Here is a 19,480-nt window from a genome sequence, read left to right as displayed (position 1 = left end):
TTGAGAGGGCCCTCGAACACGAACGGATACGGACGGGTACGGGAGGTGCGTGTGCCGGGGTTCACGCATCTGCACACCGTCTCCGGGTTCTCCCTGCGGTACGGGGCCTCGCACCCGGAGCGGCTGGCCGAACGTGCCTCGGAGCGGGGCATGGACGCCCTCGCGCTCACCGACCGGGACAGCCTCGCGGGCACGGTCCGGTTCGCCAAGGCCTGCGCGAAGGCGGGTGTCCGTCCGCTGTTCGGGGCGGAGCTCGCGGTCGAGGCTCCCGCCCGAGAGGCGAGGGCTTCCGCCCGGACGGCGGGGTCCTTCGCCCGGACGGCCGGGGCCTCCGCCCCGACGGGCTCGGCTTCCGCCCGAGCGGCCGGGGAACTCGCACGAGGAACCGGGGAGCCCGTACGAGGGGAGCGGCGCCGCGCCCCGGTCCGTGGCGGTGCCTTCATCGACGAGTCGACTCCTCGGGTGACCTTCCTCGCCCGGGACGGCGCGGCCGGCTGGGCCGACCTCTGCAGAATCGTCACGGCGGCGCATGCGGGCGGCGGCCCTGACAGCGGCCCGGGGCGGCAGCCCCTGCTGCTCCGGCCGGACAACCACGCCGAAGGACTGACCGTACTGCTCGGCCCCGCCTCCGACGTCGGCCGCGCACTCGCCGCGGGGCGCCCCGACCGCGCGGCGAAGCTGCTCGCGCCCTGGCGGGAGATCTACGGCGACGCCCTGCGCCTCGAAGCCGTCTGGCACGGCCGCGAGGGCACCGGGCCCGGGTCCCTGCGGCTCGCCGCCCGCACCGTCGGCTTCGCCGCCGAACAGCGGGTGCGCCCGGTGCTCAGCAACGCGGTCCGGTACGCCGACCCGGGCCTCGGTCCGGTCGCCGACGTCCTGGACGCCGCCCGCCGCCTCGTCCCCGTCGACCCCCGGCGCGAGCTGGACTCCGGCGAGGCCTGGCTCAAGGGCGAGGCCGCCATGCTGGGCGCCGCCGAACGGATCGTCGAGGCCGCGGGCTACCGCCGTGACACCGCGCACCGTCTGCTCGAACAGACCCAGGCCACCGCCGCCGAGTGCCTCGTCGATCCCGAGGACGACCTCGGTATCGGCACCGTCCACTTCCCCGAGCCGCATCTCGTCGGCGCGGGCCGGCGCACCGCCCAGCGCGTCCTGGCCTCCCGGGCGGCGGCGGGCATGGTGCTGCGCGGATACGACAGCAGGCGGGACTACTGGGAGCGGATGCACCGCGAGCTGGACATCATCGCCCACCACGACTTCGCCTCCTACTTCCTGACGGTCGCCCAGGTCGTGGACGACGTACGGAAGATGGGCATCCGGGTCGCCGCGCGCGGTTCCGGCGCGGGCTCCCTCGTCAACCACCTCCTCGGCATCGCGCACGCCGACCCGGTCGAGCACGGGCTGCTGATGGAGCGCTTCCTGTCCAAGCGCCGCTCGGTGCTGCCCGACATCGACATCGACGTGGAGTCCGCGCGCCGGCTGGAGGTCTACCGCGCGATCATCGACCGGTTCGGCACCGAGCGGGTCGCGACCGTCTCGATGCCCGAGACCTACCGGGTCCGGCACGCCGTCCGCGATGTGGGCGCCGCCCTCTCCATGGACCCGGCCGACATCGACCGGATCGCCAAGTCCTTCCCGCACATCCGCGCCCGCGACGCCCGTGCGGCGATGGACGAGCTGCCCGAACTGCGCGAGCTGGCGGGGGAGTTTCAGCGAAAAGGGGAGAAGTACGGGCGGCTGTGGGAGCTGGTCGAGTCCCTCGACGCCCTCCCGCGTGGCATCGCCATGCACCCGTGCGGGGTACTCCTCTCCGACGCCTCCCTGCTCGCCCGTACGCCGGTCGTGCCGACCAGCGGCGAGGGCTTCCCCATGTCGCAGTTCGACAAGGAGGACGTCGAGGACCTCGGGCTGCTCAAGCTCGATGTGCTGGGCGTGCGGATGCAGTCCGCGATGGCGCACGCGGTGGCTGAGGTGCAGCGGGCCACGGGGGACCGGCCGGACATCGACGCGGTGGCGCCGGGCGACCCGGCGACCTATCGGCTCATCCAGTCCGCCGAGACGCTGGGCTGCTTCCAGATCGAGTCGCCCGGACAGCGCGACCTGGTCGGACGGCTGCAGCCCGCGACCTTCCACGACCTCGTCGTCGACATCTCGCTCTTCCGGCCGGGACCGGTCGCCGCCGACATGGTGCGGCCGTTCATCGAGGCGCGGCACGGGCGGGCGCCGATCCGCTATCCGCACCCGGACCTGGAGGGACCGCTGAAGGAGACGTACGGCGTCGTGGTCTTCCACGAGCAGATCATCGACATCGTCGACATCATGACCGGCTGCGGACGCGACGAGGCGGACCGGGTGCGGCGGGGGCTGTCCGACCCCGAGTCGCAGGGACGGATCCGGTTCTGGTTCGCGCAGAACGCGGCGGCCAAGGGGTATGACGCCGAGACCATCGCGCGGACCTGGGAGATCGTCGAGGCCTTCGGGTCGTACGGCTTCTGCAAGGCGCACGCGGTCGCCTTCGCCGTACCGACCTACCAGTCGGCGTGGCTGAAGGCCCATCACCCGGCCGCTTTCTACGCCGGGTTGCTCACGCACGACCCCGGGATGTATCCGAAGCGGCTGCTGCTGGCGGACGCGCGGCGGCGGGGGGTGCCGATCCTGTCGTTGGACGTGAACCGGTCGGCGGTCGCCCACCGTATCGAACTGGTGTCTGAATCTGATGGCTCTGCCGGCCGCTGGGGTGTCCGCCTCGCCCTCTCCGACGTGCACGGCATCAGCGAGGCCGAGGCGGCGCGGATCGCGGACGGACAGCCGTACGCCTCCCTGCTCGACTTCTGGGAGCGGGCCCGGCCGAGCAGGCCGCTCGCACAGCGGCTCGCGCAGGTCGGCGCGCTGGACGCGTTCGGCGCCAACCGGCGTGACCTGCAACTGCACCTGACCGAACTGCACCGGGGATCCCGGGGTGCGGGCGGCGGCCAACTCCCGCTTTCCGGCGGGCGGAAGACCGCCTCCGCCGGGCTGCCCGACCTCTCCTCGGCGGAGCGGCTCAGCGCCGAACTGGGCGTGTTGTCGATGGACGCCTCGCGCAATCTGATGGACGACCACCGGGAGTTCCTGGGGGAGCTGGGCGTGGTGACGGCACGTCGGCTGCGGGAGGCGCGGCACGGAGAGACGGTCCTGGTCGCGGGCGCCAAGGCGGCCACCCAGACCCCGCCGATCCGCTCCGGCAAACGCGTCATCTTCACCACCCTGGACGACGGCACCGGCCTGGTCGACCTCGCCTTCTTCGACGACTCCCACGACGCCTGCGCCCACACCGTCTTCCACTCCTGGCTGCTGCTGGTGCGCGGAGTGGTGCAGCGCCGGGGCCCGCGCAGCCTCAGCGTGGTGGGCGCGGCGGCCTGGAACCTCGCCGAACTGGTCGAGCTGCGCGCCGAGGGCGGCCTCGACGTGGTGGCGGCGCGGCTGGCGGAGCCCGTACCGGAGCCCCTGCCGGAGGGGGAGGGCGCGAAGGAGAGCCGGAAGATCCGGATGTCCACGGGGTACGAGATGCACCCCTGGGCCGATCTGCGTCCCGCGGGCGAAGGGCCCGCGGGAGGAAAGAAGTTGTGGCACCAGAGTCCGGGGAGTGCGGGATGACCATCCTCTGTGTACGTTTCCAGCTGCCTCCGATGTACGAGGCCGCCCTGCCGGGGCTCCTCGGACTGTTGGAGGAGTTCACCCCCGTCATCGAGGCGCTGCCGCCCGACCGCGTGCTGGTCGATCTGCGGGGCGCCGAACGGTACTTCGGGCGGACCGCCGTGGAGTTCGCCTCGCTGATCCGGGTGCGGGCACTCGCCCGGTACGGGATCGACTGCGCGATCGGTGCCGGACCCGGGCCGATGCTCGCGCGGATGGCACTGCGGGAGGCCGTGCCCGGAGTGACCCGGGTGGTGCCCGGGGAGCCGGACGCCGTCGCGGAGTTCCTCGCCGAGCGGCCCGTCGGCGCGCTGCCCGGGGTCGGCGGCGCCACCGCCCGCACCCTGTGCGAGTACGGCCTCGACACCATCGGCAAGGTCGCCGCCGCGCCCCTGTCCACGCTCCAGCGCCTGACCAGTGCCCGGACCGGCCGCGAACTGCACGAGAAGGCGTCCGGCATCGACCGCGGCCGGGTCGTCCCGAACGCCACCTCGCGCTCTCTCGCCACCGAACGCCCCTTCTCCCGCGACGAGTTGGACCCGTCCCTGCACCGCCGCGCGCTGCTCTCCGGCACCGAGGAACTGGGCACCCGGCTGCGCGCCCTGGAGAAGGTCTGCCGCACCCTGACCCTCACCGTCCGCTACGCCGACCGCTCCTCGACCACCCGCAGCCGCACCCTCAAGGAGCCGACCGCCCACTCCTCGGCGCTCACCGCCACCGCGTACGCCCTGTACGAGACGCTCGGCCTCCAGCGCGCCCGGGTCCGCGCGATCGGCCTGCGCGCCGAGGGCCTCACCTCCGCCGAACAGGCCTCCCACCAGCTGACCTTCGACCCCGTGGACGAGAAGGTCCGCCGCATCGAGGAGGTCGCGGACCGCGCGCGAGCGAAGTTCGGCCCGCATGCGGTGATGCCGGGCACGCTGGCGGCGTAACTCTCCTCAGGTGTATGTCAGTTGGCCCACGGAGGGGTGATGCGGGTGCCGTCGGACAGCTCCGCCGTCAGGCCGATGGGCGTGGTGACCCAGGTGATCACGGTCCGGTCGGTCGGGTTCTCGGCGCCGAAGGTCACCCCGGGGTTGATGATCAGCGTGTCGCCCGCGGTGACCCGCTCGGTGCGGCCGTCGAGCGTGATCACCAGCTCGCCCTCGAGGATGTGCAGGATCTCCTCGCGGCTGACGGTGTGCAGGGGCGCCTTGGTGCCGGCGGGGATCTCGCCACGCCAGGCACACAGCTCCTTGCTGCCGCTGCCGGGACCGGCGTACGAGACGAAGCGGGCGCCGTGCATCTCGTGGACGACGGCATCGGACGGGTGGACGACGGGCATGGCTGCCTCCGGGGCAAGTGGTCAAGTAGCTTGACTATGTGGACTCATGGTCAAGCTGCTTGACCAATTCGTCAAGGGTGTTTCAATGCATCCGTGGAGAACTCCGAGGCCATAGCCCTGACCGCCGCCCTGCTCGCCGCCGCGGGCGATCTGACACGGCGCATCAATGACGGCGTCGAGGCCCGTGGCTTCGAGGTGCGGCCCGCGTACGGCTTCGCGTTCACCCGGCTCGCCCCGGACGGCGCGACGGTCACCGGCCTCGCGGCCCACCTGGGGATGACCAAGCAGGCCGCCAGTCAGCTCGTCGACGAGCTCGTGCGCAAGGGATACGCCGAGCGGCGCCCGTATCCCGGCGACGCGCGCGCCCGGCTCGTCGTGCTGACCGAACTCGGCTGGGCCTGCACCCGTGCGGCGGAGGAGGCGGCCGCCGACGCCGTGCGGGCATGGGTCGAAGTGCTCGGCGAGGGTGAAGTGCGCGTGTTGCGCGACCGCTTGGGGCGAATCGCGCCCTATGGTCCCATCAGGCCCGCCTGGTGATGGTTCGTCAGGTGTTGGCCGGTGGCCGAGGTTGCCGCTGTTTGTCGCCGGAAGTTTTTTACTGACGCGTAACTTCACACTTGGGCTACTCGCCCGTAACTTGACGAGTGAACAGCATCCTCGTGATCCGGATCACAGGGCGTACGTCGTCGCAACTCCCTTGAGCCGCAAGGAGATCACCCGATGCTGCCCTGGAAGCGCCTGCTCAGACCCCTCACCGCACTGCTGTTGACCGCGGTGGTCGCCGTGGTCCCCGCCGCCACCGCCCACGCCGCCGCGCCGAGCAGCGGCTGGAACGACTACTCCTGCAAGCCCTCCGCCAGCCATCCCCGCCCCGTCCTCCTCGTCCACGGCACCTTCGCCAACTCGATCGACAACTGGCTGGCCTTCGCGCCCTACCTGGTGGACCGCGGATACTGCGTCTTCTCCCTCGACTACGGGCAACTGCCCGGCGTCCCCCTCTTCAACGCCCTCGGCCCCATCGACAAGTCGGCCGAACAGCTTCAGGTATTCGTCGACAAGGTGCTCACCGCGACCGGCGCGGCCAAGGCCGACCTCGTCGGCCACTCGCAGGGCGGTCTGATGCCCCGCTACTACCTCAAGTTCCTCGGCGGAGCCGCCAAGGTGAACACCTTCGTCGGCATCGCGCCCGACAACCATGGCACCACCCTCGACGGCCTCACCAACCTGCTGCCGTACTTCCCGGGCGCCGAGGACCTGCTGTCGGCGGCCACACCCGCGCTCGCCGACCAGATCGTCGGCTCCGCCTTCCTGACCAAGCTCAACGCCGGCGGCGACACCGTCCCGGGCGTGCACTACACGGTGATCGCCACCAAGTACGACGAGGTGGTCACGCCGTACCGCTCACAGTTCCTCACCGGATCCGACGTCCACAACGTGCTGCTGCAGGACCTGTGCCCGGTCGACCTCTCCGAGCACGCCGCGATCGGCCTCCTCGACCGGATCGCCTTCCACGAGGCGGCCAACGCCCTCGACCCGGCACACGCCACCCCCACGAACTGCGCCTCCGTGTTCAGCTGACCGCCCCGGCCGGGGCCTGTCCGACCTGAGCCGCCGGACAGGCCCCGGAGTGCACCGGGAACTAGCGACCGCGCCCGCGTCGGCCGTCGCTCGTCGCGCGGCGGCGGACCGAGGAGAACAGCGCCGCCGCGCCCAGCGTCAGCGCGCTCGCCCCGCCGATCGCGAGATAGGGGCTGGAGGAGTCACCGCCGGTCTCGGCGAGGTGCCGCTCCGAGACACCCGCGGCCTCGGACCGGTCGGCGGAGTCGCCGGGAGCGGCGTCGGAGGTGTTCGTGTCGGCCGCCGGAGTGGCCGTGCCGTCGTGGTGGTCGTGCCGCACCGTCGACTTGTCGGCACCGTCGGCTATCTGCTGCTCGGAGGGCGCGGAGGCGGTGGGTGCCGGGGTGGCCGGCGCGGGGGTGGCAACGCTTCCGGTACTGCCCGTGCCCGTACTACCGCTGCCCGTACCGCTGCTGCCCGTACTGCCGCCACCGGCACCGGCGTTGCCGGAACTTCCGCCACCGAAGGTGACGTCCGAGCAGGAGTAGAACGCCTCCGGACTGTCCGAACGCTGCCAGATCGCGTAGAGGAGCTGCCTGCCCGAGCGCTGCGGCAGGGTGCCGGAGAAGGTGTAGTAGCCGTTCGTCGCGGCCGGGTCGGTCTTCGTGGCGACCGGGTGAGCCAGGTCCAGGTCGGCCCAGGCCAACGGCTTGGACGGGTCGTAGCCCGCCTTGGTGATGTAGACGTCGAAGGTGCCCTTGTGCGGGGCCGTCACCCGGTACCTGAAGGTGTACGCGCCGCCGCTCACGCTCGTCGTCGGCCAGTCGGTGCGGGCCAGGTCCAGGCCCTTGAACTCGTCGTTGCCCGCGCTGCACAGCTTCCCGTCGGGGATGAGCCGCTGGTGTCCGCCGTTCGCGTCGCCGATCCGGATGCCGTTCCAGTCGTACAGCGCCTGGGTGCCGCCGGCCGCGACGGCCGCCTTGCAGGCGCCGGACTTCGGGCTCTCGGGATTCTCCGCGTAGCACTGGAAGACCCTGCTGACCGGGTCGCCCATCGTGCCGTGCGCGACGGCGGGCGCCGCGGCGAGCGCGGTCAGGGCGACCGGGGCGACACCGACGGCGACTGCGACGGCGGCGGCCTTGCGGCGAGCAGACATGGGGGACTCCTCGGAGCGGTCCTTCGGACAGACGGCGGACCCGTGGGGGGTGATCAGCAAGCTAGCCCGAAGAATCCGCGAAATCGCCTGTTGGAGGCGGGTGAGGGAGATCCTTATGGTCGGCTTAAGGGAGTGCTGAGCCTGCGCTCAGGTAGCTACCGTTCTGGCCATGACAGATGCACCGAACGAACCGGAGATCCGCCCGGCCGTCTCCGCCGACGTCGCCGCCGTGAAGACGGTGACCGACGCCGCGTACCACCACTACATCGAGCGCATCGGAGTGGTGCCGCAGCCCATGGAGGCGGACCACGCGGCGAACGTGGCCGCGGGGCGGGTGTTCGTCACGGGGGAACCCGTGAAGGGCCTCGTGGTGATCGAGGCGCGCGAGGACCATCTCTTCCTCGACAGCATCGCCGTCCACCCCGACGCCCATGGCGAGGGCGTCGGGCGACGGCTGCTGGCGTTCGTGGACGCACACGCGCGTGCGCTCGGGCTGTCCGAGGTCAGGCTCTACACGAACGCGATGATGTGGGAGAACCAGAAGATCTACCCGAAGTACGGGTACGAGGTCGTGGAGCGCCGCGTGGACGGCCGGTACGACCGGATCCACTACCGCAAGCGGCTCGACTGACGGTTTCCGTGCCGGGGCGTGTCTCAGTGCCGGGGCGCGCGGCCCGGGCCGCTCACTCGTCCGGCCACCACGTGCGGTGGATGTCCTTGCGGACCTCCGGACGCTCGGCCGGGCGCTCGTCGGCCTTGTCCCGCACTCGGCGGGACTCCAACTTCCTCAGGGGCTTCTGCACGGTCACACGGCGCATGGCTGCCTCCTTGTGCCTACCGGGATCCGCGGTTGTACGGAGGTAGACCCTTTCCGGGAGAGTTGCTCATCAGTCCGGATCTGTCTGTGGCGGCTGTCACGATTCGACTGTCAGTGGTGGGTGTCACCCTGGGGCACATGACGGGTTACAACGAAATGAATCCAGGTCAGAGCAGTGTCAAACCTTGTCCGAGCGAGGTGGGGCCGGAGCTCGGCGGCGCGGTCGGGGATGCGGAGGCGGTGGCCGACACGGACCGGGTGGACTGGGACGCCGAGGCCGACACGTTCGACGACGAACCGGACCACGGGCTGCGCGACGCCGTCGTGCGGGAGGCCTGGGCGGAGCGGCTGCGCGCCTGGCTGCCCGAGACCCCGTCCGACGTGCTCGACCTCGGCTGCGGCACCGGCAGCCTGGCGCTCCTCACGGCCGAGCGGGGCCACCACGTCACCGGGATCGACCGCGCGCCGCGCATGGTCGAGCTGGCCCGCGCCAAGCTCGCCGGACGTGACGCGGTGTTCCTCCTCGGTGACGCGACGGCACCGCCCGTCGGCGAGCAGCGGTTCGACGTCGTGCTCGTGCGGCACGTCCTGTGGGCGCTGCCCGACCCCGGACGCGTCCTGCGGCACTGGCGCGGGCTGCTGCGCCCCGGAGGGCGACTCGTCCTGGTCGAGGGGGTGTGGGGGACGCTGAGCCCCGCCGGCATACCGGCGGACCGGCTGGCCGCCCTGCTCGAACCCCTGACCTCGGACCTCCGGGTGGAGCGGCTGTCCGACGACGCGCGGCTGTGGGGGCGCGAGGTGGCGGACGAGCGGTACGCGGTGGTGGCCCATGTCTGACCACCGGGTACGCGACGGTCGCCGAGCGGGTATCCGCCGGGTACCGGCCCTAGCCGAGCAGCGCCTCGAAGTCGCCCTCGCGGGCCAGGAGTTCGAGTGTGTCGAGGGCGTTCCGCGCGGCGGTCGCGGCCCGCGGATCGGTCGTCGCGAGGCCGCTCGCCGCGAACTCGTCCTCGTCCAGGCGCAGTACGTCCGTGCCGTCCGCGGAGCGCCACAGGTCCAGGTCGAGGTCCTCGACGACCAGCTCGCCGCCGGAGAGGGTGGCCGGGCGGGTGATGTCGCAGTACCAGCCCTTCCGTACGCCCTCGGCGTCCCGGACCTCCTTGACCGCGTACCAGCGGTCCCGCCAGTAGTACTCGGTGAAGACATCGCCCGGCTCGAACCGGACGAAGCCGAAGTCGCGGACGCCCTCGCCCGCCCACGGCGCGCGCACGGTGACGCGGGTGCCGTCGTCGGCGAGCAGTTCGGCGGGGTAACGGATCTTCGTGCGACCGGACTTGACGAGGACGACCTCCACGGTGGTGGGTGCGTCAGGCGAGTTCGCGGACATACCGCACCTCCGTCCCGCAGATCTCGTAGCCGAACCACTTGTTGATCGCGATCATCGGTTCGTTGCCGGCGTCGTTGCCCGTGAACGCCTCCGTGTACCCGGCGGCGCGGGCACGGTGCAGCGAGTCGTTCTTGGCGAGCTTGGCGAGGCCGCGACCGCGGAACACGGCGGCGGTGCCCGTCATCACGGTGCCGTAGCGGGTGCCACCGTCCGTGCGGGCCGCGCTGAACGCCGCCGGGCGGCCGTCGACGAGCGCGACCGTGGTCAGCTCGGCGCTGAACAGGGGGTGGTGCCAGGTCTCCTGGAGCCAGGCCTGGTAGTCCGTGAACTCGTGGGGGATGTCGCTGGGTTCGTCCGCCATCGTCTCCGCGTCCAGGGCGAACAGGGGGCGCGGGTCGTCGGCGAAGTCCGAGCCCTTGCGCAGTTCGACGCCCGGCGGCGGGCCCTGGAGCGGCGGCAGGGTGCCGCCCGCCAGGTCGAGGCGGAGGAAGTGGGCGGAGCGGCTCGCGTGGTAGCCGTGCTTCTCGGCGAACGCGCGGTTGCCCGGCTCGTCCAGGACCCAGGCGAAGAGCTTGGTCGCGCCCAGGGCCGCCAGGTGCTCCTCGGCGGTGCGCACCAGGAGCGAACCCGCGCCCCGGCGCGCGCGGGTGGGGTCGACGTACACGTTGAGGTAGCCCTGATTCGGCTCCGCGCTGTCGTGCGCGATGCCGACCTGGGCCGTGCCGACCGGTTCGCCGTCCTGCTCCGCGAGCAGCGGGCGGTAGTGGGCGTCGGGGTGCGCGTGCGTGACGTCGTACGCGATGGAGTCGGGGGTGTACAGCACGAAGGGGAGGGCGCGGTTGCGGACGCGCGCGAAGCCCTCGGTGTGCCGTCGGTCGTCCGGGCGGACATCGCTGATGATCACAGTCATGGACTCGAACGCTACGCGCGAGGTGTGTTCGAGTGCCTCTCATTTTCCGTTCCGTACGGGACAATCGCTGCGTGACGTTGAAGATCCACATCGATGAGGGGGCCGCGCCCTACGAACAGGTGCGTGCCCAGATCTCCGAGCAGGCGCGGTCCGGCGCGCTGCCGGTCGGCTACAAGCTGCCCACCGTGCGGGGGCTGGCCGAGGAACTCGGCCTCGCCGCCAACACGGTCGCCAAGGCCTACCGGGCGCTGGAGTCGGACGGGGTGATCGAGACACGCGGCCGCAACGGGACGTTCGTCGCCGCCGCGGGCTCGGCGGCGGAGCGTGAAGCGGCGTCGGCCGCACAGGCGTACGCCGAGCGCGTGCACCGCCTCGGCCTCTCCGAGTCCGCCGCGCTGGACGCCGTACGGGATGCCCTGCGGGCGGCCTACGGGAGCTAGCCCTTCTCTGTTTCCGGGTGCTTCAGAGGTTGTCCGGTGTCCGGGTCACCGTCAGGCCCGCCGCCGTCGCCGCCCAGGCGAAGGCCGCCGCGTCCCGGACGGCCGCCGCGTCCGGGTCGTTGTTGAAGTACGCGTACACGTCGTGGTCGTCGGACCAGGCGTCCGTGAGGCGCCGTACCCAGGTCGTCAGGGACTGCCGGCCGTAGCGCGGCCACGGCTGGGCGCGGCCCTCGTGGAAGCGGACGTAGCCCCAGTCGGCGGTCCGCCACAGAGGTGTCACGGGGCGGGCCAGCACATCGGCCCAGCAGAGGGCGGCGCCCCGTGACTCGAGCACCTTGCGCACCTCCGGTGTCCACCAGGAGTCGTGGCGCGGTTCGACCGCGACCCGGACGCCGGTGGGGAAGCGGCCCAGGCACTCGTCGAGAAGGGCGGGGTCGGCGTGCAGCGTGGGCGGGAGCTGGAGCAGGATCGGGCCCAGGCGGTCGCCGAGCCCGGCGGCGTGGCCCAGCAGTCGGTCGACCGGCTCCGCCGGGTCGCGCAGCCGTTTGATGTGCGTCAGATAGCGGCTCGCCTTGAGGGCGACGACGAAGTCGGGCGGGGTGCGCTCCCGCCAGCTCTCGAAGGTCTCCCGCGACGGCAGCCGGTAGAACGCGTTGTTGATCTCGACCGTGGCGAACCGTGCCGCGTACTCCTCCAGCCACAGCCGCACCGGCACCCCGTCCGGGTACAGGACGCCGCGCCAGTCCTTGTACTGCCACCCCGACGTGCCGACGAACAGGGTCATACGACCATCAAAGCACCGCACGCGGTGCCGGGCAGCTACAGATACAGCCCCGCGTCCGCACCCTCCCGCTGGTCCGGCACCGACGTCGGCGTCGTGCCCCGGCGCAGCGCGTACAGCTCGGCCAGGGTCGCGCCGTCGCGGCCGACGCCCTCCTCCGTGCCCAGCCAGCTCACCGCCTCCGGGCGGGTCAGCGCGCCGACCTCGATCCGGGCGAGGCAGCGGCCGGGACGCACCACGGCGGGGTGGAGGCGCTCGAGGTCCTCGTTGGTCGTGACGCCCACGAGCACGTTGCGGCCCTGGCCGAGGAGGCCGTCGGTGAGGTTGAGCAGCCGCGAGAGCGCCTGGCCCGCGGTGTGCTTGGCCTCGCCGCGGATCAGCTCGTCGCAGTCCTCCAGCAGGAGCAGCCGCCAGCGGCCCTTGCCCGTGCCGTCCTCCTCACCGATCGCGATGTCCATCAGATAGCCGACGTCGGAGAAGAGCCGCTCCGGGTCGAGGACGCAGTCCACCTGGCACCAGTCGCGCCAGGAACGGGCCAGGGTGCGCAGGGCCGAGGTCTTGCCCGTGCCGGGCGGGCCGTGCAGCAGCAACAGCCGGCCCGCGATGTCCTCGGGCGTCGTCTTCATCAGCCGGTCCATGGCGTCCGCCACCGGTCCGGTGTAGTTCGACCGCACCTCCTCCCACGTACCCGCGGAGATCTGCCGGGTGGTGCGGTGCGGGCCGCGGCGCGGGGAGACGTACCAGAACCCCATCGTCACGTTCTCCGGCTGGGGTTCGGGTTCGTCCGCCGCGCCGTCCGTCGCCTGGTCGAGGATCTTGGCGGCCAGTTCGGTGCTGGTCGCGGTGACCGTGACGTCGGCGCCGCGGTTCCAGCGGGACACCAGCAGGGTCCAGCCGTCGCCCTCGGCGAGCGTGGCGCTGCGGTCGTCGTCGCGGGCCGAGCGCAGCACGCGGGCGCCCGGCGGGAGGAGCGTCGCCCCGGACCGTACGCGGTCGATGTTCGCCGCGTGCGAGTGCGGCTGCTCGCCCGTCGCGAAGCGGCCGAGGAACAGCGCGTCGACGACGTCCGACGGCGAGTCGCTGTCGTCGACGTTGAGCCGGATCGGCAGTGCGTCGTGTGGGTTGGCAGACATGCCGCCATGATCCGTCACGCGGGCGCCCCGTGCACCCGGTTTCCGCGGTGCGTCCTGTGTGTCGGCTGTGTCTGCCCGTATCCCCTCCGTCCTGTTACACGGCTGTGGTCTTACAAGACCTGTCCCGCGGCCGATCCCCGCCGTTACTGTTGCCCTTGATGGGACGTCATGGGTGGAATTCGGGGGCACGGCGGTGGCGGCTCACCGCGCTGCTCGGCGTGGGAGTGGCCGCTCTGGCCCTGGTGGTGACCTTGCTCAACACCCTGCCCGGAGGCGGCGCGAGCACCGCGGGCACCACCCGCGACGGGGACAAGGTGCACGGCACCCCCGTCACCCCGCCCGAAACGCCGCAACCCGAGGTGGGCTGGGGCTTCACCCACACCCAGTACAGCGCCGACCAGGGCAGTGACACGGCCACCCGGCGCGTCGAGGGGCTGCTGCAGAAGCAGTCCCTGCCGCAGATCCAGCACATCATGGGCTGGGGGGCGGGCAACCCCGAACCCTCCAAGGGGCGCTACGACTTCTCCGAGATGGACCGCCGTATCGACTTCATGCGGAAGTCCGGCGGGACCCCGGTCGTCACCCTGTGCTGCTCCCCGGACTGGATGAAGGGCGGCAAGCCCGGCGCGAACAACACGAACTGGAGTCAGGCCGCCCTGGAGACCGCCCCGGACCGCGCCCACTACGCGGACTTCGCCGCGCTCGCCGCGACCGTCGCCAAGCGCTATCCGGACGTCCGTCACTTCATCGTCTGGAACGAGTTCAAGGGCTTCTGGAACGACGGCAAGGCCCGCTGGGACTACGAGGGCTACACCGAGCTCTACAACCTCGTCTACAAGGCGCTGAAGAAAGTCGACAAGGACATCCTGGTCGGCGGGCCCTACCTCGACATGGACAGCGTCGACCCGCGCCAGACGGAGAACGCGTCGACGATCCTGAAGGGCACCTGGGGCACCATGGACCAGCGGGTCCTCGACGCCTTCGACTACTGGAACAAGAACAAGGTGGGCGCCGACTTCGTCGTCGTCGACGGCTCCAGCTACACCAAGGACGACGACCTGCTCCCGAACGAGTTCGCGGCCACCGACAAGTTCACCGCCGTCAGCCGATGGGTGCGCGAGCAGACCCACGGACTGCCTCTGTGGTGGGCCGAGTACTACGTCGAGCCCGCCGACGGCAACGACGAGCGCACGGGCTGGTCCGAGGCCCACCGCGTCGCCGTCCAGGCCGCCGGCCTGATCGCGATGGCCCGCGGCGGCGCCGGCTCAGGCTTCTACTGGAACCCGGAGAAGGAGAAGGGCACCGACTGCGCGGGCTGCCTGTGGACGCCGACCGACCGTGCCGGCGGCGGCGCGGCCCTGCCCATGCTCGACCTCGTCTCCCGCTTCAGCGGGGCGTTCGCCCCCGGCTCCACGTACGCGACGGTGTCCGTGGCCCCCGACGACGTGCCCAACGTCCGCGTCCTCGCCACCGACAAGGCCGTCCTGGTCGTGAACACCCTGAACCGGTCCATCAACGCGCAGGTGGACGGCAAGCGGTTCGACATGAAGGCCTACGAAGTGAAGTGGCTCACCCGCTGAACCCGTGATCCCGGGTCCGGGTGAGCCACTCCGCCTGGCTGGACCTCGTGTTACTTCATGGTCAGGAACCGCTGTACGAGCGAGGCCAGCAGCACCGCCAGCAGCGGCAGCGAGAACCAGAAGCTGCTCTGCAGCCACCGCAACTGCCGCACACCCGGCCGCACCGCGACCCGTACGACCTCCCGCGCCGCCAGCATGATGATGAGCGCCACCGCCGCCAGCGCGCCGACGACCGACCACGGTGTCCAGGTGACCAGGGGACCGATCGGCCCCGGGGCGGGTTCGGGCACCTTGCCCGCGGGCTGCTTGCGCAGCGCGTACATCGTCACGTCGTCGTTGACGAGGACCTTCTTCAGGTCCTGCCGGTCGTCGAGGTTGCGAACGAGCCGCGACTCCCAGGTCGCCGAGTAGCCCACGTCCATCTGGAGGTAGACCACCTGGCTGCGGTTGATCATCAGGTACGAGTTCGGGCCGGCGTCCTTGAGCGACTTGACCAGCCCGGACACCAGCACCGGGTCGCTCGGCGCCAGCGTCGGCACGTACTGCACCTTCTCCATGTCCCGGGTGCCCCACGGCATCGCGGGCGTCACGTTGTTGACCGTGTCGTTGCTCAGCCACAGCAGCCGCACGGTCGGCTTGTCGTGCGCGTACACATAGTTCATGGCCGTGACCTCGCCCGGCCGGATCCGCTCGAAGGACTCGTTGCCCCAGCGGGCCACCAGGAAGCCGCCCACGAGCAGCAGACCCGCCATGAGCGCGGCCAGCGGGGCGAGGCTCACCCGGTCCTTCTCCCGTTCCTTCGCGGTGACGCCGGTGCGCGGGAAGAGGGCGAGGCCGGCCAGCAGCGCCGCCCCCGGCAGGGCGAACATGAAGACCCGCAGGGCCATCTCGCCGCCGTACGACTGCATGCCGAAGCCGAGGAACGGGACGAAGGTCAGGACGATCAGCGACCGCTCGCGGTACTTGTGGTCGCGCCGCCGCCACCAGCCCCAGCAGGCGAAGGCCATCACACCGCCGGCGAGTAGCACGCGCGCGTAGAGGACGAGTTTGTGCGTCGAACTGCCGCCCTGGATACGGCCGGAGACGGAGGTCGACACATTGCTGCCGACGCCGCCGACCCCGCCGAACAGGTCATTGAAGTGCCCCGACCAGTACGGCTCGGCCATGAAGCCGATCCAGACGGAGACCACCACGGCGAACAGGATCGGCAGCCCGCGCAGTTCACAGCGGCCCACGAGGACGAGGACCGCGAGCACCCCGAGCATCACGAACGGGGTGAGCTGGTGTGCCGGGACGCTCGCCGCGAACAGGCCGATCAGCACCATGAGGAGCACGGCCCGCTGGCGCCGGTCGGTCGGCTCGACCTCCGCCTCGCCCGGGCGCACCTTCGCCCACAGCACACGCGGCGCCCGGAACCACACCAGGAGGATCGCCACGAAGACGAGGTAGAGGAGGTAGGTGAAGCCCTGTGGGGAGAAGTAGTCCTGGCCCACCCAGCCGCTCAGCACGAAGATCCAGATGCCGGTCCACTTGGCGCGCCAGCTCGCCCGCATCGAACGCACGAGCAGGAACATCGGGGCCAGGTAGAGCAGCTGCATGGTCAGCGGCCACCAGCGGATCACCTCGGTGAGGTCGCTGACACCGCAGGCCTTGGCGACGAACGCGGCCCCCGCGAAGAAGCCCGGCCAGCTCCAGCGGGCGTCCAGGTCGGGTACCGCGGATCCGGTGCGGTCGATGTAGTCGATGAAGCCGAGGTGCTGCCAGGCGGTGGCGAACCGTGGCTCGGTCTCGATGACCGCGGGGAGCGCGTGCAGGGAGATCACGGTGGCGAGCAGGGTGATGAGCAGCAGGCCCCTGTGCTCGCGGTTCATCCAGAGCAGCGAGGCGAAGACCGTGATCAGGAGGGCCGCGCCGATCAGGGTGGGCAGCGGCAGGACGGAGATGAGGCCGAGGCCGCCCATCTTGTCGAGGGAGGCGTCGTCGAGGCCCAGTGCCGGGACCCAGTAGAGGAGTAGTGCGGAGATCAGCAGGAAGCCGAGGAGCACGCCGGGTTTGGAAGGGTGTCGTAGGCGGTCGCGGAGGGGTGGCGTGGTGTTGTCCGGCGGCTGCGGGTTGTCTGTGGCCGGGCGCGCCCACGCGGCGGAGCCGCTTGATGTCCCGCCCCGCTCCCCTGACGGGGCGCTGTCCGTGCCCTCTGTTTCGAGGGAGGCCGTTTCGAAGGGGGCGTCCACCTCCGGGGTCTCCGCCGGGCCCAGGGAAGCCTCCGAGCCCGGCGCCCGCGCCTCCACCGGCAGACCCACTGCGGGCAGTTGCGGCTTGAGCGCCCAGGTCGGGCGGTGGTCCGGGCGTGCCTTGGGTGTGCCCGTGGGTGGGGTGCCGGGGCCCGGGCGGACGTCCGGGCGGCGTTCCTGGTGGTCGAAGTCGACGTGCACGCCGAGGGCGAGGGTGTCGGAGTCGAGGGCCCAGGCGGGCCCCCGCTTCGCCTCGCGCGGCTTGGGCGCGGCCACGTCGCGCGCGCCCAGGTCGGCGAGGTCCCCGTCCGGCGCCGCGCCCGCCGGGAGTTCGGCGGGCGGCGCGGTCCGCACGATCTTGAACAGTTTGGGCGCGGCGATCGACACGATCACCGCGAGGCTGGAGATCTCCGCGACGCCCGCCCCGGTCAGGCCCATCCGGGGCAGCAGGATCACCGTCAGGCCGAGGACCAGGACGCACAGCAGGCCCTGCAGATAGGCGAGTCCGGAGGTGCGGCTCTGGGCGCGCAGCACCGCGAAGTACGTCTCCATGACGACCCGCAGCAGCGCGCCGACCGCGAACCAGCGCAGCAGCGGGGTCGCCGCGTGCGCGTAACCGTCGCCGAAGACGTGCAGGATGAACGGCGCCCCGACGAACAGCAGTCCGCACACCGGCAGCATGATCCGGGCCATGCGCTTGATCGCGGCCCGGGTGTTCGCGGCGAGCCGCGCGGGGTCGTGCGAGCCCTCGACGGTCAGCGAGGCGCCCATGTTGATGGCGAGCAGGTTGACCGTGCCGCCGATCGTCGTGGTGATGTAGAAGTACGCGTTGTCGGAGGAACTGACCTGCGAGGCGACGATCACCGGGACGAGATAGACCACGGCGAGCGAGAAGAGCGAGCCGGTGTAGTCGCCGGCGAGGAAGCGTCCGACCTCCTTGAGCGTGGGCGGGTTCGCGCGCTCCTCGGTCGCCTTGATGTGCCGGGGGACCAGCCGCCGGAAGACCAGCAGGCCGAGCGGTACCACCGACAGGGCGATCGCGGCGACCCAGGAGACGAAGACGCCCGTCGTCGGGATCGCGGCGGCGAGTCCGACCAGCAGTGCCAGCTTCACCGCGGAGAACACGGTGTTGCCCACCGGCACCCAGAGCGCGCTGCGCAGTCCGGTCAGCACGCCGTCCTGCAGGGTCAGCAGCGACCAGGCGACGACGGCCAGGATGAAGCCGAGGCCGTTGAGCGGGCCGTGCAGGAAGCGGTACGAGGGTCCCCATGCGTTCAGCGTCAGCAGGAAGACCACGGCGGCCAGCGCCACGACCACCGAACTTCCCGCGTACGTACGGAAGATGAGGCGTCCGGTGGCGCGGCCCGCGACGGGGATGAAGCGGGCCAGGGCGCCGGTCAGGGTCACCGCGGTCAGGCCCGCGAGGAGCTTCATCGCGGCGATCGCGGCGGAGCCCTGGCCGACCGCGGAGTCGGAGTAGTAGCGGGCGGCGACCAGCCAGTAGCCGAGCCCGAGCACCGCGGAGATCCCGGTGTTGAGCATCAGGGCGTAGGCGTTGCGGAAGAGTTGGTTGCCTCCGCCGCCGCCGTCCTTGCGGCCCCGGCCGGGCAGGCGGAGGCGGCGCCCGGTCCGCTGCTCGGGCGCCTCGGCGGTGGGCGATGAGGCCTGGGCTGTGGTCGTCGTGTCAGACACGGGAACGGATGGCCTTCCGGCGGACCTGTCGTGCTCTTCGGACCATGGCGTACCCCTTGGTGAGGGCGCGGTCCCGGACGAAATTGCGGGCGATCGCGCGGCCCTCGACGAGCCGCTCGAACTCCTCGATACCGGTGGTGCGGCGCACGGTCACGCGTTGCAGGGCGTACGGGCCCTGGCGGCGGCGCGCCAGGCCGTTGCCGACGGCGAGCGACTGGGCGAAGCCCGTCTCCCGCACCACCTGGCGCACCCGGCGGCTGGAGTAGCCGTAGGGGTACGCGAACGAGGCCGGGCGGCTGCCCAGTTCGTCGGCGATGATCTCCTTGCAGCGCAGCACCTCGAACCGGAGCGCGTCGTCGGAGAGCTGGTCCAGCTGCGGGTGGGTGTGGCTGTGCCCGCCGATCTCGACCTGCTCGGCGGCGAGTTCGCGCACCTGAGCCCAGCTCAGCATGGCGTCGAGGCCGCCTCCGGTGTCGTACGCGCCCTTGATCCACCCCGTCGAGACGAACAGCGTGGCGGCGAAGCCGTGCTTGGCCAGCACCGGCAGTCCGTGCCGGTGCACGCCCTCGTAACCGTCGTCGAAGGTGATCAGCACGGGTCGCTCCGGCAGCGGTCCGCCCGACCGCCAACGTGCCGCCAGCGCCGCCGTGTCGACCGGGGTGAACCCCTGGTCGCCGAGCAGTGCCATCTGCTCGGCGAACGCCTCGGGCCCCACGGACAGCTCACGCGTCGCGTCATTGGGCGCGGCCGCGATGGAGTGGTACATGAGGATGGGTACGGGGGTGTCGTTCACCGGC

17 protein-coding genes are annotated in these 19,480 nt (G+C 71.5%); 8 read left to right on the top strand and 9 right to left on the bottom strand.

What is annotated here, in order from left to right:
- The first annotated feature begins 51 nt into the window (after window positions 1-51).
- The gene (locus tag KVT44_RS07605) at window positions 52-3,636 is read left to right on the top strand and encodes a DNA polymerase III subunit alpha (RefSeq protein ID WP_217566472.1); all 3,585 of its coding nucleotides are present in this window, start codon (window positions 52-54) and stop codon (window positions 3,634-3,636) included.
- Window positions 3,633-4,607 carry a hypothetical protein gene (locus KVT44_RS07600; protein ID WP_217566471.1) on the top strand — a complete coding sequence of 325 codons (975 nt, stop codon included), beginning with the start codon at window positions 3,633-3,635 and terminating at the stop codon, window positions 4,605-4,607. The genes KVT44_RS07605 and KVT44_RS07600 overlap by 4 nt, the downstream gene beginning before the upstream one ends.
- A gap of 17 nt (window positions 4,608-4,624) precedes the next feature.
- On the opposite strand, the gene KVT44_RS07595 is transcribed toward KVT44_RS07600, so the two are convergent.
- Window positions 4,625-4,999, bottom strand: a complete 375-nt coding sequence (locus KVT44_RS07595) for a cupin domain-containing protein (protein WP_190169529.1) — start codon at window positions 4,997-4,999, stop codon at window positions 4,625-4,627.
- Between the two features lie 93 nt (window positions 5,000-5,092).
- Between KVT44_RS07595 and KVT44_RS07590 the strand changes: the two genes are divergently transcribed.
- Both KVT44_RS07590 and KVT44_RS07585 read left to right on the top strand, forming a co-directional pair.
- Window positions 5,093-5,536 carry a MarR family transcriptional regulator gene (locus tag KVT44_RS07590; RefSeq protein WP_099923478.1) on the top strand — a complete coding sequence of 148 codons (444 nt, stop codon included), beginning with the start codon at window positions 5,093-5,095 and terminating at the stop codon, window positions 5,534-5,536.
- A 183-nt stretch (window positions 5,537-5,719) separates the two neighbouring features.
- Entirely contained in the window at window positions 5,720-6,577 is an 858-nt protein-coding gene (locus KVT44_RS07585; protein ID WP_217566470.1) for a triacylglycerol lipase, read from the top strand.
- Between the two features lie 61 nt (window positions 6,578-6,638).
- Here the strand turns inward: KVT44_RS07585 and KVT44_RS07580 are convergent, their stop codons facing one another.
- Window positions 6,639-7,712: a lytic polysaccharide monooxygenase gene (locus tag KVT44_RS07580; RefSeq protein WP_217566469.1), complete on the bottom strand. Its 1,074-nt coding sequence runs from the start codon at window positions 7,710-7,712 to the stop codon at window positions 6,639-6,641.
- Window positions 7,713-7,881: 169 nt separating this feature from the next.
- Here KVT44_RS07580 and KVT44_RS07575 point away from each other — a divergent pair, with 169 nt between their 5' ends.
- Window positions 7,882-8,343: a GNAT family N-acetyltransferase gene (locus tag KVT44_RS07575; RefSeq protein WP_217566468.1), complete on the top strand. Its 462-nt coding sequence runs from the start codon at window positions 7,882-7,884 to the stop codon at window positions 8,341-8,343.
- A 52-nt stretch (window positions 8,344-8,395) separates the two neighbouring features.
- Here KVT44_RS07575 and KVT44_RS59960 read toward each other — a convergent pair whose 3' ends face one another.
- The gene (locus tag KVT44_RS59960) at window positions 8,396-8,530 is read right to left on the bottom strand and encodes a hypothetical protein (protein ID WP_302832031.1); all 135 of its coding nucleotides are present in this window, start codon (window positions 8,528-8,530) and stop codon (window positions 8,396-8,398) included.
- A gap of 137 nt (window positions 8,531-8,667) precedes the next feature.
- Here KVT44_RS59960 and KVT44_RS07570 point away from each other — a divergent pair, with 137 nt between their 5' ends.
- Complete coding sequence (locus tag KVT44_RS07570) at window positions 8,668-9,366, top strand: bifunctional 2-polyprenyl-6-hydroxyphenol methylase/3-demethylubiquinol 3-O-methyltransferase UbiG (protein ID WP_254649041.1); 699 nt, start codon at window positions 8,668-8,670, stop codon at window positions 9,364-9,366.
- Window positions 9,367-9,415: 49 nt separating this feature from the next.
- Here the strand turns inward: KVT44_RS07570 and KVT44_RS07565 are convergent, their stop codons facing one another.
- The gene (locus KVT44_RS07565) at window positions 9,416-9,916 is read right to left on the bottom strand and encodes a DUF402 domain-containing protein (RefSeq protein ID WP_190169534.1); all 501 of its coding nucleotides are present in this window, start codon (window positions 9,914-9,916) and stop codon (window positions 9,416-9,418) included.
- Window positions 9,897-10,826 (bottom strand): GNAT family N-acetyltransferase, encoded by a 930-nt coding sequence (locus tag KVT44_RS07560; RefSeq protein ID WP_217566467.1) that lies wholly within the window; start codon window positions 10,824-10,826, stop codon window positions 9,897-9,899. The genes KVT44_RS07565 and KVT44_RS07560 overlap by 20 nt, the downstream gene beginning before the upstream one ends.
- Before the next feature lie 71 nt (window positions 10,827-10,897).
- On the opposite strand from KVT44_RS07560, the gene KVT44_RS07555 reads away from it, so the two are divergent.
- Window positions 10,898-11,266 carry a GntR family transcriptional regulator gene (locus KVT44_RS07555; RefSeq protein ID WP_054231064.1) on the top strand — a complete coding sequence of 123 codons (369 nt, stop codon included), beginning with the start codon at window positions 10,898-10,900 and terminating at the stop codon, window positions 11,264-11,266.
- Between the two features lie 22 nt (window positions 11,267-11,288).
- Here the strand turns inward: KVT44_RS07555 and KVT44_RS07550 are convergent, their stop codons facing one another.
- Entirely contained in the window at window positions 11,289-12,050 is a 762-nt protein-coding gene (locus KVT44_RS07550) for a DUF72 domain-containing protein (RefSeq protein ID WP_217566466.1), read from the bottom strand.
- Window positions 12,051-12,085: 35 nt separating this feature from the next.
- On the bottom strand, window positions 12,086-13,180 hold the full coding sequence (locus KVT44_RS07545; protein ID WP_054231066.1) for a DUF5925 domain-containing protein: 1,095 nt from the start codon (window positions 13,178-13,180) through the stop codon (window positions 12,086-12,088).
- A 158-nt stretch (window positions 13,181-13,338) separates the two neighbouring features.
- On the opposite strand from KVT44_RS07545, the gene KVT44_RS07540 reads away from it, so the two are divergent.
- Window positions 13,339-14,760, top strand: coding sequence for a xylan 1,4-beta-xylosidase (locus KVT44_RS07540; RefSeq protein ID WP_217566465.1), 1,422 nt, complete (start codon window positions 13,339-13,341; stop codon window positions 14,758-14,760).
- Window positions 14,761-14,810: 50 nt separating this feature from the next.
- Here the strand turns inward: KVT44_RS07540 and KVT44_RS07535 are convergent, their stop codons facing one another.
- Together KVT44_RS07535 and KVT44_RS07530 are read right to left on the bottom strand one after the other, a co-directional pair.
- Entirely contained in the window at window positions 14,811-18,683 is a 3,873-nt protein-coding gene (locus KVT44_RS07535; RefSeq protein WP_217566464.1) for a lipopolysaccharide biosynthesis protein, read from the bottom strand.
- Complete coding sequence (locus KVT44_RS07530) at window positions 18,676-19,476, bottom strand: polysaccharide deacetylase family protein (RefSeq protein ID WP_308313928.1); 801 nt, start codon at window positions 19,474-19,476, stop codon at window positions 18,676-18,678. The genes KVT44_RS07535 and KVT44_RS07530 overlap by 8 nt, the downstream gene beginning before the upstream one ends.
- Window positions 19,477-19,480 lie beyond the last annotated feature (4 nt).

The organism is Streptomyces sp. GbtcB7 (assembly GCF_019091445.1).
GTDB classification, from domain to species: Bacteria; Actinomycetota; Actinomycetes; order Streptomycetales; family Streptomycetaceae; genus Streptomyces; species Streptomyces mirabilis.
Note: the sequence above shows the minus strand (reverse complement) of the source record. Positions and strands in the feature narration are given on the sequence as shown.